Below are 15666 nucleotides of genomic sequence, written 5' to 3'. Positions count from 1 at the left end.
AGATGCAATTTTTGATAGGCACAAATTACTGGTCAAAAAGCGGTGCTTTTATGATGTGGGAAGATGAATACTACAACCCGGAGATTATAAAAAAAGAGCTGCATACAATGAAAGATCTTGGCATGAGCTTGTGCAGAAGTTTTCTGTATTTGCCAACATTTTTTCCCGCGCCAAACTCTATTAGTGAAAAACATCTCGCAAGGTATAAAGAATTTCTTGGATTGTGTGAAGATATCGGTATTCAAACAATGCCAACATTTATCGTTGGGCATATGTCTGGTGAAAACCATGATATTGCTTTCAGAGAATCAAGAAATCTTTACAGTGATCCGTTTATGCTTGAACAGCAAATATATTTTGTAAAAAATGTGGTCTCAGAGATAAAAGATTTCAAATCGATCTACGGCTACATTCTTTCAAATGAAATGCCTATTTATGGGAGTGCCGATACACCAGACAATATAATAAGGTGGGTTAAATCACTGACAGAAGCAATAAAGTCAATTGACCCGCATAGATTAGTTGGCACAGGAGATGGTTGCTGGAATGCCTTTGGCGGGGAAAATGGATTTAATTTAAAGCAATTATCAAATGTTGTGGATTTCTTCGGCCCACATTTGTACCTGAGTGAAACCGACGAGTACAGACATTCAATGTTAAGCGAGTTCACAGTGAGGTTTGTTTCACAATATGGATTACCAGTTTTTCTTGAAGAATTTGGCGCGTCATCTTCTCAAGCTTCAGACGAGAATATAGCTCTGTACTACAGGGAAGTTCTGTTAAATTCTCTCTTATCCGGTGCTTCAGGAGCAATTAACTGGTGTCTGAATGACTTTGATCTTGTATCAGTAAAGCCCTATATACATCACCCATTTGAATTGAAATTTGGTATTGTAAGAGAAAATGGGGTTTTAAAAGCCGCCGCTGAAGAAGTTAAAAACTTCAGCAAGTTTGTTTTAAACCTGAGAAATTCACAGATGGAAAATAGTGAAGCAGTTATTCTTGTCCCGAGTTACTATAATACTCAATACCCATTCAGCCACGACAGTCCAGCTGAAACATTCAAACACATGCTTCAGGCGTTAACAATGTCTTCGAAAGCCGGTTTCTCTATTGATTTTGCAGAAGAAGCAGATTTAAAACGCTGGAAACGATACAAACTTGTCATATTACCAAGTGAGAGAAAATATCTTGCCACCACAGTGGTTTTCAACAGGGTATCTGGTCTCACAATATCGATAAGTTGACAAGCTGTCAGTTTAATTTGAAATATGGTCTGAACAGTGCTTTGAATGAATCAATTTCTCTTTCCTTCGAAAATAACAGCTGGGTGATTAAAACGGATCATTGCGGGATATGGGAAAAATCTTACGCCCCTCTTTCAAAGTGCCCGAATAACGTAAAAGTCCAGAACTTAGATAAACGCGAGTTGAGATTGATAGAAAATACAATTGGGAAAGGTAAGGTTTTCTTCTGCAATTTTCCAATCGAACATATTTTATCAACCAGCGAATCAGTGAATTTTACAGACAAATCCCATTTATTTTACAGGTACATCGCTAAGCAAACCAGCATAAATCTTTATCACACAGACAACGATGCAGTAAGGGTGAAAAAATTGCGGTTACCTTTGTCATCTGACAAACTTTATTTGATTCAAAACATTTCCTGGGACGAGCAAAAAATCAAGCACATTTTTGACAATGATCAAACTATTAAGACAAATATTACTTTAACTCCAAAACAATATCTGGTTGTTTTGATCAAAGCAACGTAGCATATCAGATCTGCTCTATAACTTTTAAAAGTGCTCTGGCGGCAAGCATAGTTCCTTCTTTTTCATACCCTTGCACGCCAAGCATTGTTCGGATTTCACCAATTTTGACACCTGTTTCGAACATCTTTTTTATGAAGTGCTCTGCTATCCTGTGATGTTCTTCTTTTCTTTGAATAGCTCCAAACGGATTAGCAAAATATGAGTTCGTTAAACCGGTTTCTGAAGTGGTACCTTTGCTCATTCTTTTTCCCTCAGAAAAAACTTTAAGCGCTTCATTTGGATTTTTGAAAAAGACTATCCGCTCTTCATCATTATGAACTTCCGTATAATTATTCGCATAGAGAAAGAAATCAATGTGAGTTGGGGTGATTACTTCATTGTAATTGTTGAACGGAACAATGACCCTCGCATTAATCTGATCAGGATTCATAAATATACTCCTGTCCATGGTTGAGTAGGCAAATCCGGGGGGCAGGTCGTCAAGCCTTACGAAAGCACCTGTTTCCGTACCAAAAGCTACAACATGGCCATCTATTATGTCAAGGCTCCCCATATCATCAATAATTGTATCAATTTGTGCAACTTCTTCTAATCTGTTGAGTGCATCAAGCGTTTCACTTTTTCCTGCACCGCTATCACCAACAAACATCGCAACAACGCTCTTTCCGCTTTTTAAGGTAATACGCGCCATGGAACCATGTATAGGTAATTTGCCACGATCAATTTTTATAAGATTGTGTATAGTCAGAGTAGTTTTTTTCATATATCCAAAATAATCGTTCTCGTCAAAAGCAGGTATTACTCCGGTATAGCCGTCTTCTTCCTTGAATATTACTCCGTTTCTCCATTTCTCATTATAACCTGGTATTTTATCCGCAGGCAAGCCAAATATCAAAATACCGTCAGGTTCTCTGGATTCGAGATCTTTCGGGGTTGCAAGTTCAAAAAGGTTAGCTAACCCGGCACCATGGGCTAAATATTCAACGTGAACAAAATTGTACATCAATAGATCTCCAACATAAATAGCAAATCTGTACCATTCATTTGGATCAAGTGCTATTTCGCTGAGTATATCTTTTTCAACCACTGGTAAAATACCGCGCCTTTTGTTAGATTTTGTGTAAAATATTGCAGGCGGATCGAAAATAGCTCCCCAAACAGTGGGAATTTTCGTTACCCATTCATTTTTTCGGTACTTTTCACCATTTGGCTCCTGTATCAGAAACATTACCTGCGCACCACTGGGTAGTTGCCTCATTACAGTCGGGAAGGTGTTTGATACATTCATCATTAGTTCCCTGTATAGATTTTTTATCGTAGCTTTGAACTGATCTCCTATCATGGTAACCGTGTATTCTATGCTCGCTCTTCTGTTGTAGTCTTCAGCGTATTTTTCGTTACGTACCATAAATCGGTGCTTTGAGCGCCAGAAAGTGTAAAAGGCTTCTATGAAACGTTCCAAATCTTTTGGATTAACATAATAGATGATATTTCCTATTTCTTTTATATTTCTCATGGTGAGAAGATGGAGATATTCAGTAAATCTATGAACATCATAATCGCTGTTTACTTTGAATGCATTCAGCGCGTTCAGCAAAGGACTTTGTTTTTCTTTTAATATATCGACAAACTCTCTGAGGAGTTCTTCAAATTTGCTCTGACCGATAATCTGACTGTAATTAGTATATATAATAGAACCGTCTATTATAAAACTTCTGCTCATTATATCACCTCGAATAAAAGCTTTTTCTTCATTTATATCACAATATTTATTAGATTAGCAGCAAACTTGTACGACAAAAAGATTTCGTAACCATTAACTGTCTTATATATTTAACTAATCTTATCAAAAAAACCAACTTTAATGGGAAATCTCCCCACATGAAGCAATTACATCGAAATTGGTTTGGGGTAAATAATAGTTAAATCTTCCCTTATGAAAATAACTGACAGATAAATTCTGAGATCCTCCTCATCTTTAAGAGTTATAAATGGAATAGTGTATATTTTCTTTGACTGATAAGCATCATCGACAAACAATAAATCAAGCAGATAAACTTTATCTACAATGTCTGGCTTCATACCTATATCAAAGGAATAAACAGGCGTTCCTGCCTTTGTTTCAAATGCATCTCGATATCCCTGATACTCAACTCTTTTCCCAAGCTCGCCCAGTGTCTCTTTCAACTGATTGAGATAATCATTTTGAACATTTATCACATCTCCAGAAAGGATCTTTACGTAAGTTTTGATTTGATTCAAATCGCCTTCTATAAGTTTCTGGATAGCATTAGTCAGATCTCTCGATAGATCCTCTATCGTTATGTGGCTGGTTGCTCGGCGCAACCAAAAAGAATCAACAACAATGAGAGAAACAATAAACCCAGCTTCTTCATATTCCCACCTCCAGATCATTTTTAATTATATCGATAAAAACTTCTGCTATTTTTGGATTAAATTGCGTTGAAGAACAACGTTTGATTTCCTCTAAAGCTTCCGCAAAACTCATTGGAACCTTCCTATAAGGTCGGGCCGTAGTCATGGCATCAAAACTATCTGCTATAAATATCACCTGAGACTCAACAGGGATTTCGTCGTTTTTCAAACCCATGGGGTAACCCTTGCCATCATAACGTTCATGATGGTAAAGTATTATCTTCGCTACATTTTGCATACCCTCTACGGCGCTTATTAACTCAAATCCTTTAACTGGATGTTGCTTAACGAGGTTAAATTCATCATCTGTTAGGTAACCTTCTTTGTTTAAAATATTTTGGGGAACACATATTTTTCCTATATCGTGCAAAAGTGCCGCAAGCTCTATCTGCTTCTCCGGTAATGACAGCTTTTGGGCCATCTTTTTGCAAAGCTCTGCTACTCGCTGAGAATGGCCCTGGGTGTATTCATCATAGTACTCCAGGGCTTTCACAAGTGCAAGTACTGTTTGATTATGCAGTTTTTCTCGAACATTTATATACCTTCTTACCAGAAAAAAAGAGACTATCAGCTTAGTCAAACTTTCTACAAGCTTTAAATCCTGTTCAGAAAAAACCTCCGTTCCACCAACTATGTGCAAAGAAATACTCCCCAAAACCTCACTTCCAAACTTCATTGGAACAATCATCGTGTGTGATGGCTTAGAAGCCATCTTTCCAACTTTCACATAAGTATTTTCGAGCACCTTTTCCTGACTCAGTGAATTTAAATTTCTTATAAGAACAGCTGTGTTTGGCACTTTCAATTTACTGACTGGTAATTTTAGCAAATTTATTGTATCTTTTTCATAACCATATGATTTAACAATTCTCAATGTTCCCTTATCAAAAAGCGAGACGTCTCCGGCAGATGCTTTGGGGAACATATCGAAAACCAGATCAAATGCCTTTTGTAAGAAAGATTCCTCGTCTTCTTCCAGATTGAACACTTCATTAATCAAAGTATAAGTATCCATAAGCCTCTGATTTGCTTTTTCAAGAGCAGTTAAACTTGCTTCCAATTCTTCGTTTATCGCTTTGATTTCCTGACTTTGAGCTTCCAGCTCTTCATTGTAGATGTTCAGTTCTTCATTTCTCTTTTGAAGTTCTATCTTTGATCTTTCAACAATCTTTTTTAGATATTGGCTGATGAATGCAAAGACAACAAACCCGGCGGCAAAGCAAAGTGCGATGATAGAAATAGTTTTTACCATTTCTGGATTTATTGACGGACTTTCAGGTATCATTGAGTTAATTATTTGATCTATCTCGCGTGGCGATATTTTGTTTAAACCTTCATTCAAAATCTGTAAAATTTCTGATTTTGGTTTTGGAACAGCCCAGTAAAGCTGGTTTGAACTGAAAGGCTCAGATTTTCTTATCTCATATACCAAATCATATCTATGCAGATAATATTGAGCCGGTATGTCATCCATCAAGAAAACTTCTATTTCGCTGTTCTTTATCGCCTCAGCTAATTGAGCGTATGTGTCATAAAATTTGAACTGCACAGTGGAGGATGATTTTTTGGCTATTTCATACAATGCATCACCTTTTTTCACGCCTACTATGTATGGTGAAAGATCTGAAAGATTATTTATAGCTGGTAAGTCACGATCATAATAAATGCTGCTCGTAATTGTGTAGATAGGAATTGTGTAATTTAAAAATTCCTTTCTTTCCTGCGTCATGAAAACAAGATCCAGAACATCCACTTCGGATCTTTTTGCTTTTTCGAGAGCTTCACTCCAGTTCATAGGTATAAGCTCTACTTCTATACCTGTTCTTTCAGAAAACAATGTCCACAGTTGTTGGCTTATTCCAATTAGTTTCCCATCTTGATCTATATAAGTAAATGGAGGATAATCTATATCAGTAGCAACTACTATTTTTTTTGAAAAGCCACACGAAAAAATGGCCAGAAAAATAATGATAAAAAGGAGTTTTTTCATTAAATCCCCCTCTCAAGCTGTGGTAACACGCTCTCATTGTAGCACAGGAAAGGTTGAAGTGATAGGAGGAATCGAAGTGAAAATAGGAATTTTGCTAAGTGGAGGAGTAGACAGTGCTGTTGCACTTTATCAATTAAAAAATGAAGGGTATGAGATAGTTGCCTACCATATGAAAACCATGAAAGATGAATTTTTTCTCAACAGGCAGGTAAAACACAAGATCTGTTGCTCACCTTCTGATACTGTGGATGCAAAACTAATAGCAAAAACAGCAGGTGTGCCTTTGAAAGTCGTAAATTTGCATGAAATCTTCAAAGAGAAGATAATAACCTACTACCTTCAAGAATACACCAGAGGAAGAACTCCTAATCCTTGCTATTTCTGCAATAGATTTATAAAATTTGGTTATTTGATGGATTTAATGATTGAAGATGGTGTAGATGTAATTTCAAGTGGTCATTACGCAAGAGTTGTAGATGGAAAGTTACTCAAAGCTCTTGATAAAGAAAAAGATCAATCTTATTTTTTAGCATCAATTGAAAAAGAAAGACTGAAAAAGATTGTTTTTCCAAATGGAGATAAAACAAAAGATGAAATAAGAGATATTGCAAAAAAGGCCGGTATCCATGTTCATAGTAAAGCAGAATCCCAGGATCTGTGTTTTATACCAGATGGAGATCAAAAACGTTTTTTTGAGGAACAAGGAATAAAAATAAAATCTGGTCCAATCTTTGACAAGTATGGCAAAAAAATTGGCGAACACACTGGATTGATCAACTATACAATTGGGCAACGGAAGATAGGTGTTTCGGCAGGTGAAAGGGTTTATGTAACCAGAATTTGCGCTGATCGAAACGCGTTAATTGTCGGCAATGAAAAAGATGTTCAAAGTGATAAATTCTCAGTAATAGATTTCAACCTTCTGGTTGATATAGACAAAAATTTTGAGGCAACAGTAAAAGTGAGAAAAAATTCAACTGAGGTACCGTGCAAAGTATCACTTGAAAATCACCGGGTGATCGTTAAGACAACTATGCCTGTCTTTGCTGTGGCTCCAGGTCAAGCAGCGGTTTTTTACAGAGGAGATATTGTTATCGGTGCTGGAATTATCGAAAAGATTCTATGATAAAATTTAAGAAACAAAAGACTCACAAAAAGGAAGTGGTTTCTTGTTTCCTTTATACGATACTATTCCGAGCCGAAAAAAACCTTATATAGTTTACATAATTATAGCAGTTAATATTGGTGTGTTTTTGTATCAAGAATCACTTTCGAGATTTGAATTGATCAAATTTTTGTACAATTTTGGCATTGTGCCAGCACGTATAACTTCCAAAAAGTGGGCGCAAATATGGCAACTGAGAACAGGAATTGAACTCTTTTCACCCAAATGGATTTCTTTCATAAGCCATATGTTCGTCCATGGTGGTTGGTCGCACTTGATTGGTAACATGTGGTTTCTCTTTATCTTCGGAGATAATCTGGAAGACAATTTAGGGCACATAAGATTTTTCATTTTCTACATATCGAGCGGAATCTTAGCTTCTCTTACACATTTTGCGCTTAACATCAATTCTCAACTTCCAATGGTAGGAGCATCCGGAGCTATATCAGCAGTAATGGGGGCATACTACGTTTTATTTCCTTATTCAAGAATAGTATCTTTCGTGCCATTATTTTTTCTTCCCGCACTAATTGCCATTCCTGCCGCAACATATCTATTTGTCTGGTTTATCTTTCAGTTGCTCAGCGGGCTCTTTGATAGTGCTGTGAATTCCGGAGTAGCTTACTGGGCTCATATCGGAGGATTCGCAGCAGGTATGCTCTATGGATTTTTTAGGAGGAGGAAATATTACTACTGAAGGAGGTCGTTACGATTGTTTGAAAAGATGACAATAGAAGATTGCTTAAGTAAAGAGAGCGATCTAATAAATCTGTCGCTTGAAAGAATTAAGTGTATTGATAGTGCTGTAAAAAGCTTTATAACAGTGGTGGATAAGCAGGAGGAGCTGGAAGGTCCGTACAAAGGTATTCCGATAGCCATTAAAGATAATATAACTACGAAAAATATTCGGACAACATGCGGCTCCAAGATGCTGGAAAACTACACTCCCCCTTATGATGCCACCTGCGTAAAGAGGTTGAAAAATTACGGATTCGCAATTGTTGGGAAAACCAACTTGGATGAATTTGCCATGGGTTCCAGCACAGAACGTTCGGCTTTTTTCGTCACTCGCAATCCCTGGGACCTCGATTATGTAGCGGGTGGAAGTAGTGGAGGATCAGCAGCCGCCGTTGCAAGTGGTGAAGTTGTGGCAGCCCTTGGAAGTGATACAGGAGGTTCTGTCAGGCAACCGGCCGCTTTCTGTGGAATAGTTGGATTCAAGCCAACTTATGGACTGGTATCAAGATATGGTCTGGTAGCATTTGCTTCTTCGCTGGATCAAATAGGTCCCATGACAAAATCGGTTCGAGATGCTGCACTGATAATGGAAGTCATAGCCGGAAAAGACCCCATGGATTCAACAACTGTCAGTAAAAAACTCGATTTCTTAACCCATATAGAAGATGGTATTAGTGGAATGAAATTCGCTGTTCCAGAGGAAGTTTATAAATATGAACAACTTGATAGGGAAGTATCTGATAGGTTCGAAGAAGCCCTGAAAACAGCTGAAAAACTCGGAGCAAAGGTTAGCAGAGTAAAAATTCCAACAATCAAATACGCCGTCGCAACATATTATATTATTGCACCTGCAGAAGCAAGTTCCAACTTAGCACGCTATGATGGGGTCAAATATGGTTTGAGAATAGAAGAGCCAGGATTGATGGATACTTATATGAAAACAAGAAATGTAGGGTTTGGGGAAGAAGTTCGTCGAAGAATCTTCTTAGGAACATTTACCCTGAGCGCGGCATATTATGAGGCCTATTTTGGCAAAGCACAAAAAGTAAGAAAGCTTCTATCTGATGATTTAAACAGAGTGCTGGCAGATTTCGATGCTATTCTAACGCCAACTTCTCCATCTCCTGCTTTTAAAATTGGATCTGTCGCTGATCCACTTACTTACTATTTGATGGATATTTTCACCATACCAGCCAATTTATCTGGTTTACCAGCAATAAGTGTGCCTTTTGGGTTTGCTAAAAATTTGCCTGTGGGATTGCAAATAATGGGTAGAAGATTCGATGACCCTAAGGTTCTCGCAATTGCCAGGGCATTTGAGAAATATTCTCCATACAATATAAATGGTAGAATTCCTCTCCCGGTGGTGAGAATATGAGTTTTAAAACAATAGTAGGTTTAGAAATACATGTTCAACTTATGACGAAAACAAAAGCTTTTTGTTCGTGCAGGGCTGATGTCTTTGATCTTCCTCCCAATACTGCCATATGCCCGGTCTGTACAGGGCAACCAGGCGCACTGCCAACTGTGAATTCAACCATGATAGATTACGCAATCAAAATTGCACTTGCCCTTAATTGCAATATACATGAATACTCAAGGTTTGACAGAAAAAATTATTTCTATCCAGATCTGCCTAAGGGATATCAGATAACGCAGTATTTTTACCCGATAGCTACCTCAGGTTACATGGATATAGATGTCGATGGTCAGACAAAGCGAATACGTATCAGGCGATTACATATCGAAGAAGATGCCGGAAAACTGATACATGAAGGTGATTCAATAACCCAGGCGCAGTATTCTCTGGTAGATATGAATCGATGCGGGGTTCCTTTGGTTGAAATAGTTACTGAGCCTGATTTGTCTTCTCCTAAGGAAGCAAGAATATTTGTCGAAAAACTCAGATCAATCTTGAGATATCTTGAAGTCAGCAGCGGAGATATGGAAAAAGGTGCCTTGAGGTGTGATGCAAACATATCCATTTATGACGAATCGGCTCACTTACAGAGCAATAGAGTCGAAGTCAAAAATATGAATTCTTTTAGATTCATCGAAAAAGCTCTGGAATATGAACAGCAAAGAATAATAGAAGCTCTAAAGAATAATGAAGACGTCGAAAAAGAAACAAGAGGTTGGGACATAGCAACCAAGATGACTGTTTCCATGAGAGGGAAAGAAGAAGAAAGTGACTACAGATATTTCCCAGAACCTGATATACCACCGGTGATTGTTCCAGTAGAAAGAATAGAAGAAATAAAAAGATCTCTGGTAGAACTTCCAGATGAGAAGATCGAGCGTTTTGTCAGCGTGTACGGTATTCCAAAGTATGACGCAACGGTGCTTGCAATGAATAAAGAAATAGCTGATTTCTATGAAGCGTGCGTCAGAGAAATAGATAAACCCAAGGAAATCAGCAACTGGATAATGACAGAGATGCTCAGAGAGATGAAGTCGCTCGAATCGGAAAACATCACTATTACACCTGCTCATCTGTGCGAGCTGTTCAGATTGATGGAAAAAGGTGAAATATCGATGAAAATAGCCAAAGAAGTATTTCCCACAGTTTTCAGAACAGGCAAGATGCCAGGCGAAATTATAAAGGAAAGAGGTTTAAAGCAAATAAGCGATGAGAATTTGTTAGAGAACATTGTAAAGAAAGTTTTAGAAGATAATCCTAAAGCTGTGGAGCAATATAAATCCGGTAAAACTGGGGTTATAGGATTTTTTGTCGGTCAAGTTATGAAAGAAACTAAGGGTGCAGCTAATCCTCAAGTGGTAAATAAAATAATTAAACAGATATTGGGGTGATAGATCTGAAAAAAATTCTCGTTTTCCTGTTTCTTTCAATAAGTACAATGTGTTTTATGATAGAGCTTGATATCTCAAATCAGATACATCATTTCATAGATGTTGGAAATCTTTTGATCAAATTGAGTGAAAACGATTTGCAAGTTGGTTTTTTATTCGAAGATAACAGATCAAATTATGCCAAACTCGGCTTTCTTAAGGTCAAATCTTCAGATTCTTCGTTTAGGATAGGGGGAACTCTGGGCAATAGCTGGACAATTTTTTTAAAGATGGGAGTAAATATCTACGGGATCACACCGGGTGACTATACAGTAAACGTGGTTCTAAGCCCGAATATCAATTATATGCAATGGCAGATCAACCAAAAGTTTTTCTTAGGAAAAAATACATTGAGTTTTAGTGATTATGAAAGAATTGGATCTGTTTCTTTTGGGTTTAGCAGGGTTTATCTGAGATTTCAAGACAGGGAGTTTGGTGTATACAGAATCGATGATGGCATTTTCCCTGGGTTTTATCCCTATACAGTTGGCCAAACCGGAGAAGAAGGTCTTTTCATGGGGATAGGCTGGATGGACGGATTGGCTGGCTTTGTTTCATTCAGGCATCGCATTGTTTTGAAAGAATCTTCTGTGTTTTTAAATCCATTTGCTGTTGTGAAAACAGATTCGATCTACCCGGGAATAAAAATGGAACTTTTTGCAACAGATTTTAAAGCAAATTTGATCCTCACCACCAGGAAGGTGTTAATGAGTGTATCATTCTGATTATATCGGACTGTATGTGCATATACCTTTCTGTAAAGATAGATGTAATTACTGTGACTTCGTCTCTTACACAGATTTTTCGCTCGTAGAAGATTACTTTGAAAGCCTTTTGAAAGAAATAACTATTTGGAGTCAGTATGTTGGTAAAGTTTCGCTGAACAGTATATATGTTGGTGGTGGTACCCCAAGTGATATTCCATTGAAATATCTTGAGAAAACTTTTGACACAATCAGCAAAAGTTTCAATTTGTGTGATCCAGAGATAACGGTAGAAATCAACCCAAAATTCAGATATTTTTACGAACTGAGAAATCTCGGTGTGAACAGAATCAGCATGGGTCTTCAAGCGGCTGACGATACTGTTTTGAAAGCAGTAAATAGACGCCATTCGGTTTCTGAATTTCGGGAAACATGCAGAGAAGCTATGAATTATTTTGAAAATATCAATATAGATTTCATAATTGGTTTGCCATTTGAAAGTGAACAAACAATCTGGAATAATTTGAAAGTTATCAACGAATACAATCCAAAACATGTGTCTGTTTACATACTCGAATCTAAGCAGGAATTTTTAGACCAAGATACGTTAGCCGATCATCACGAGAGTTTCATCAGCGCACTTTTGGAAAATGGATATGAAAGATATGAAATATCAAATTTTGCTTATCCAGGCTATCGATGCAAACATAACCTGAAATACTGGAATAATGAAGATTACATAGGAATTGGGGTTTCTGCGGGCGGACATATTGGATTAAAGAGATATGTGAACAGTTCGAACATATTATTGTATATGGAATGCTTGAAAAACGGTAAATTTGCTTTCGAGTACTTCAAGGAAAACTCACCATTAGACGAGCTCAAGGAAACTCTGTTCATGGGTTTGAGACTTTCAAACGGAATAAAAATTGATAAATTGATGCAGTTGTCACCTGAATTGAAAATAGATGAATTAACATCTATTCTGAATGGATATTTGATTTATGATCAGGAAAGCCTAAGATTGTCCAGTACTGGCAAGGATTTTTCGAAATTCGTCCTTTCAAAAATAATAGATGAAAACATTCTTTTACATGTCATAGGGAGGTGAGTTATGTGGTTTTTATCGAAAACTTGGATAAATATAATTTCCACTATCCAGCAAATGTTGCTATTGTGTGTTCCAAACACGAAGAAAGAGTTAATCTCATGTCTGCTGCCTGGCATACACAGCTTTCTCACAATCCTCCACTTTATGGTATATCTATCTCACCAAAACGCTTTACACACGATCTAATTCTTGTTTCCAAGGAATTCACTGTAAATTTTCTGAGATTCGAACAGAGCCGTTTAGCTGCCTTTTTCGGAAAAACATCTGGAAGGGATATTGACAAGGTGAATGTTTTCGAAATAGATCTGTCAGAGAGTAGAAATGTGAAAGCACCTTTTTTGAAAGACAGCTATGCCGTCTACGAGTGTAAATTAGTTGATTTCAGAAACACCGGCGATCACACATTCTTTATCGGAAAAATCGTGGGCATTCATTACGATCCAAATGCTTTTTCACCCTCTTTGAATATATACCCAACTTTATACCTTGGAACTGATCTATATATCACAACCGACAATTCTAATAAACGCTTGCACGATGAAAAACAGGTAAAAGAATATCTATCCAGATGGGTGCAGGGTGGATAAAGGGAGTGAAATTAATGAGACGTCTGATAATTTTTCTCATGACAGCACTGAGTTCTTTCGTGATAGCCAGACAATTGATCCTTGCAACAACGACAAGTGCTTACAATACAGGACTCTTAGATTTTCTCAAGCCGGTTTTCGAAGAAAAATACAAGCATACCTTATCTATCATTGCTGTCGGAACAGGAATGGCTCTGGAATATGGAAAAAGGGGCGATGCAGACGTTCTGCTCGTGCACTCCCCACAGGACGAGGAACAATTTATGAAAGAAAATCATGGAATCTTAAGAGTGAGTTTCATGTATAATGATTTCATCATTGTTGGTCCAGAAGAAATTGAATTGCCAGCTTTCAAAAATGTGGAGGAGTTTTTCAAATATATATATGATAATAAACTTATGTTTGTATCTCGAGGAGATGAGTCCGGTACTCATAAAAGAGAGAAGCAGATATGGCAATTATCAAATCTGGTTCCGGAAAATGAAAAATGGTATATAAAAACAGGGCAAAGTATGGCAAAAACCCTTTTGATTGCAGATGAGAAAAGAGGATTTACTCTAACTGATAGATCGACTTTTCTTTCTCTAAAAGACAGGCTTGATATGAAAATCTTCTTTGAAGGCGATCAAAAACTCTTAAATATTTACAGCTTAATAGTTGTAAATCCTAACAAAAGCAATAAAATCAATTATGAAGGTGCTCTTGATTTTGTCAGGTTTATTCTCGATCCTTCAACTTTAAAGATGATTGAAAGTTATTCTGTAAATAACACGAAACTGTTCAATCTTCTATTCAAGCCAAGATGAATGAAATCGCCGAAATATCTCTGAGATCTATATATGTTAATTCATCCGCCATTTTGATATCAACCGTAATTGCAGTGCCTTTAGCACTGGTTGTTGATTTTTTCTCATTCAAATTCAAAAAAACCGTTGTACTGACTTTCCAGACCCTGACGGGTGTTCCACCTGTCTTGATAGGCTTACTCGTTTATCTCCTTCTATCAAGAAATGGTCCAATGGGGAACTTGGACCTTCTTTTTACCTCGGCTGCAATGATTTTCGCGCAGGTTTTGATAGCAATCCCTATTATTTTTTCAGTATGTTATTCTCATTTTTCAAAAGTGGATGAAAAACTCAGGATTATCATGAAAACACTCGGTGCAAATAAATTTCAACAAATGATGGGTATACTTGAAGAATCTTTTGCCGGAGTAATCAATGCAATATTGACAGCTTTTGGAAGAGTTGTTGGTGAGGTTGGTGCAGTTATGATTGTTGGTGGAAATATTTCCGGAAAAACACGAATTTTAACAACGTCGATTGTTCTCTACACAAACATGGGAAGGTTTGAATCAGCCATTATTTCCGGGATAGTACTTTTGTGCATCGCATTTACCATCAACTGGGTAGTCATATTTATATCGAATATATGGAGAGTTCATGATGCTGTACGAGATTGATGGCCTCTCATTCAGCTACGATTCTAAGTTCACTCTGTACATAGAGAAATTTGAAATCGAAAATGGCATTGTCGGTATAACTGGACCATCAGGAAGTGGCAAGACAACTTTTCTTCTCAATCTTGCCTTTTTATACACTGGAAGATGGAAAATCTTCAGATTCATGGGGGAAGATGTAAGCAATGAGGGCCTTCAAAGATTGAGAAAGATTGTCACTTATGTTCCACAACACCCCGTGTTATTCAGAAAAAGTGTTTTTGACAACATCGCCTATCCATTGAAAATCAGGCAATTGTCAGATGAGCAAATAAAGGAAAAAGTTTGTAAAATTGCCGAACAATTGTTTATTCAGGATATTCTCGAAAAAAAGGCCTGGCAAATTTCTGGAGGGCAGGCAAAAAGGGTATGCATAGCACGTGGCTTTGTTTTTGAACCGAAGGTTGTACTTTTAGATGAACCGACATCAGACCTCGATGATACTAACAAACAAATGGTTGAAAATTTCGTATTGAAAACATCAGAAAAAACGAATATTATCGTTGTATCGCATGATAAAGAACAATTATCAAGGTTGTGTGAAAGAGTATTTTTTCTTGAAAATGGCAGACTTTATTTTTAAGTTCCAGCTGTTCACGAGTGGTGTGGCAGGGAAGCCTGCGATTTTAATCGTGAGAGGAATTGCTGCCTCTCCTCAAAATTAGCAGATCAGAGATTTTATAAAGATATTTTTTGTGCAAAAATATCGCTTTTTATGCACTATCTTCGTCAAAAGCTTGCGAGGGTATTATGCGGGAGTGCATCTGAATATCTCGCGGAGATGTGATACTTATCAAGTACTGCCGCTGT

15 protein-coding genes are annotated in these 15666 nt (G+C 37.3%); 12 read left to right on the top strand and 3 right to left on the bottom strand.

What is annotated here, in order from left to right:
* Positions 1–2 precede the first annotated feature (2 nt).
* Complete coding sequence (locus TLET_RS04355) at positions 3–1247, top strand: glycoside hydrolase 5 family protein (RefSeq protein WP_012002898.1); 1245 nt, start codon at positions 3–5, stop codon at positions 1245–1247.
* A 17-nt stretch (positions 1248–1264) separates the two neighbouring features.
* Complete coding sequence (locus TLET_RS04350; protein WP_148202133.1) at positions 1265–1777, top strand: hypothetical protein; 513 nt, start codon at positions 1265–1267, stop codon at positions 1775–1777.
* Between the two features lie 4 nt (positions 1778–1781).
* Here TLET_RS04350 and TLET_RS04345 read toward each other — a convergent pair whose 3' ends face one another.
* The 3 genes from TLET_RS04345 to TLET_RS10650 form a co-directional block, all read right to left on the bottom strand.
* Positions 1782–3500 carry a hypothetical protein gene (locus TLET_RS04345; protein ID WP_012002896.1) on the bottom strand — a complete coding sequence of 573 codons (1719 nt, stop codon included), beginning with the start codon at positions 3498–3500 and terminating at the stop codon, positions 1782–1784.
* A gap of 167 nt (positions 3501–3667) precedes the next feature.
* Positions 3668–4192, bottom strand: a complete 525-nt coding sequence (locus TLET_RS04340) for a hypothetical protein (protein ID WP_012002895.1) — start codon at positions 4190–4192, stop codon at positions 3668–3670.
* Positions 4170–6203 (bottom strand): HD domain-containing phosphohydrolase, encoded by a 2034-nt coding sequence (locus tag TLET_RS10650; RefSeq protein WP_012002894.1) that lies wholly within the window; start codon positions 6201–6203, stop codon positions 4170–4172. Before TLET_RS10650 ends, TLET_RS04340 begins: the two co-directional genes overlap by 23 nt.
* A 76-nt stretch (positions 6204–6279) precedes the next feature.
* Between TLET_RS10650 and mnmA the strand changes: the two genes are divergently transcribed.
* The 10 genes from mnmA to TLET_RS04285 are packed head-to-tail and all read left to right on the top strand — an operon-like array spanning position 6280 to position 15439.
* Positions 6280–7329: a tRNA 2-thiouridine(34) synthase MnmA gene (mnmA, locus tag TLET_RS04330; RefSeq protein WP_012002893.1), complete on the top strand. Its 1050-nt coding sequence runs from the start codon at positions 6280–6282 to the stop codon at positions 7327–7329.
* A gap of 43 nt (positions 7330–7372) precedes the next feature.
* Complete coding sequence (locus TLET_RS04325) at positions 7373–8065, top strand: rhomboid family intramembrane serine protease (protein WP_012002892.1); 693 nt, start codon at positions 7373–7375, stop codon at positions 8063–8065.
* A gap of 27 nt (positions 8066–8092) precedes the next feature.
* Positions 8093–9484, top strand: a complete 1392-nt coding sequence (gene gatA / locus TLET_RS04320; protein ID WP_041428554.1) for an Asp-tRNA(Asn)/Glu-tRNA(Gln) amidotransferase subunit GatA — start codon at positions 8093–8095, stop codon at positions 9482–9484.
* Positions 9481–10917: an Asp-tRNA(Asn)/Glu-tRNA(Gln) amidotransferase subunit GatB gene (gene gatB / locus TLET_RS04315; protein WP_012002890.1), complete on the top strand. Its 1437-nt coding sequence runs from the start codon at positions 9481–9483 to the stop codon at positions 10915–10917. The genes gatA and gatB overlap by 4 nt, the downstream gene beginning before the upstream one ends.
* Positions 10914–11681 carry a hypothetical protein gene (locus TLET_RS04310; protein WP_012002889.1) on the top strand — a complete coding sequence of 256 codons (768 nt, stop codon included), beginning with the start codon at positions 10914–10916 and terminating at the stop codon, positions 11679–11681. The genes gatB and TLET_RS04310 overlap by 4 nt, the downstream gene beginning before the upstream one ends.
* Complete coding sequence (gene hemW / locus TLET_RS04305) at positions 11668–12771, top strand: radical SAM family heme chaperone HemW (protein ID WP_012002888.1); 1104 nt, start codon at positions 11668–11670, stop codon at positions 12769–12771. Before TLET_RS04310 ends, hemW begins: the two co-directional genes overlap by 14 nt.
* A gap of 5 nt (positions 12772–12776) precedes the next feature.
* Positions 12777–13358 carry a flavin reductase family protein gene (locus TLET_RS04300; protein ID WP_012002887.1) on the top strand — a complete coding sequence of 194 codons (582 nt, stop codon included), beginning with the start codon at positions 12777–12779 and terminating at the stop codon, positions 13356–13358.
* 14 nt (positions 13359–13372) lie between these two features.
* Positions 13373–14164, top strand: coding sequence for a substrate-binding domain-containing protein (locus TLET_RS04295; RefSeq protein ID WP_148202132.1), 792 nt, complete (start codon positions 13373–13375; stop codon positions 14162–14164).
* Positions 14161–14820 (top strand): ABC transporter permease, encoded by a 660-nt coding sequence (locus tag TLET_RS04290; protein ID WP_012002885.1) that lies wholly within the window; start codon positions 14161–14163, stop codon positions 14818–14820. The genes TLET_RS04295 and TLET_RS04290 overlap by 4 nt, the downstream gene beginning before the upstream one ends.
* Complete coding sequence (locus tag TLET_RS04285) at positions 14801–15439, top strand: ABC transporter ATP-binding protein (protein WP_012002884.1); 639 nt, start codon at positions 14801–14803, stop codon at positions 15437–15439. Before TLET_RS04290 ends, TLET_RS04285 begins: the two co-directional genes overlap by 20 nt.
* Positions 15440–15666 lie beyond the last annotated feature (227 nt).

It is taken from the genome of Pseudothermotoga lettingae TMO, from assembly GCF_000017865.1.
In the GTDB taxonomy this organism is placed as follows: Bacteria; Thermotogota; Thermotogae; order Thermotogales; family DSM-5069; genus Pseudothermotoga_B; species Pseudothermotoga_B elfii.
Note: the sequence above shows the minus strand (reverse complement) of the source record. Positions and strands in the feature narration are given on the sequence as shown.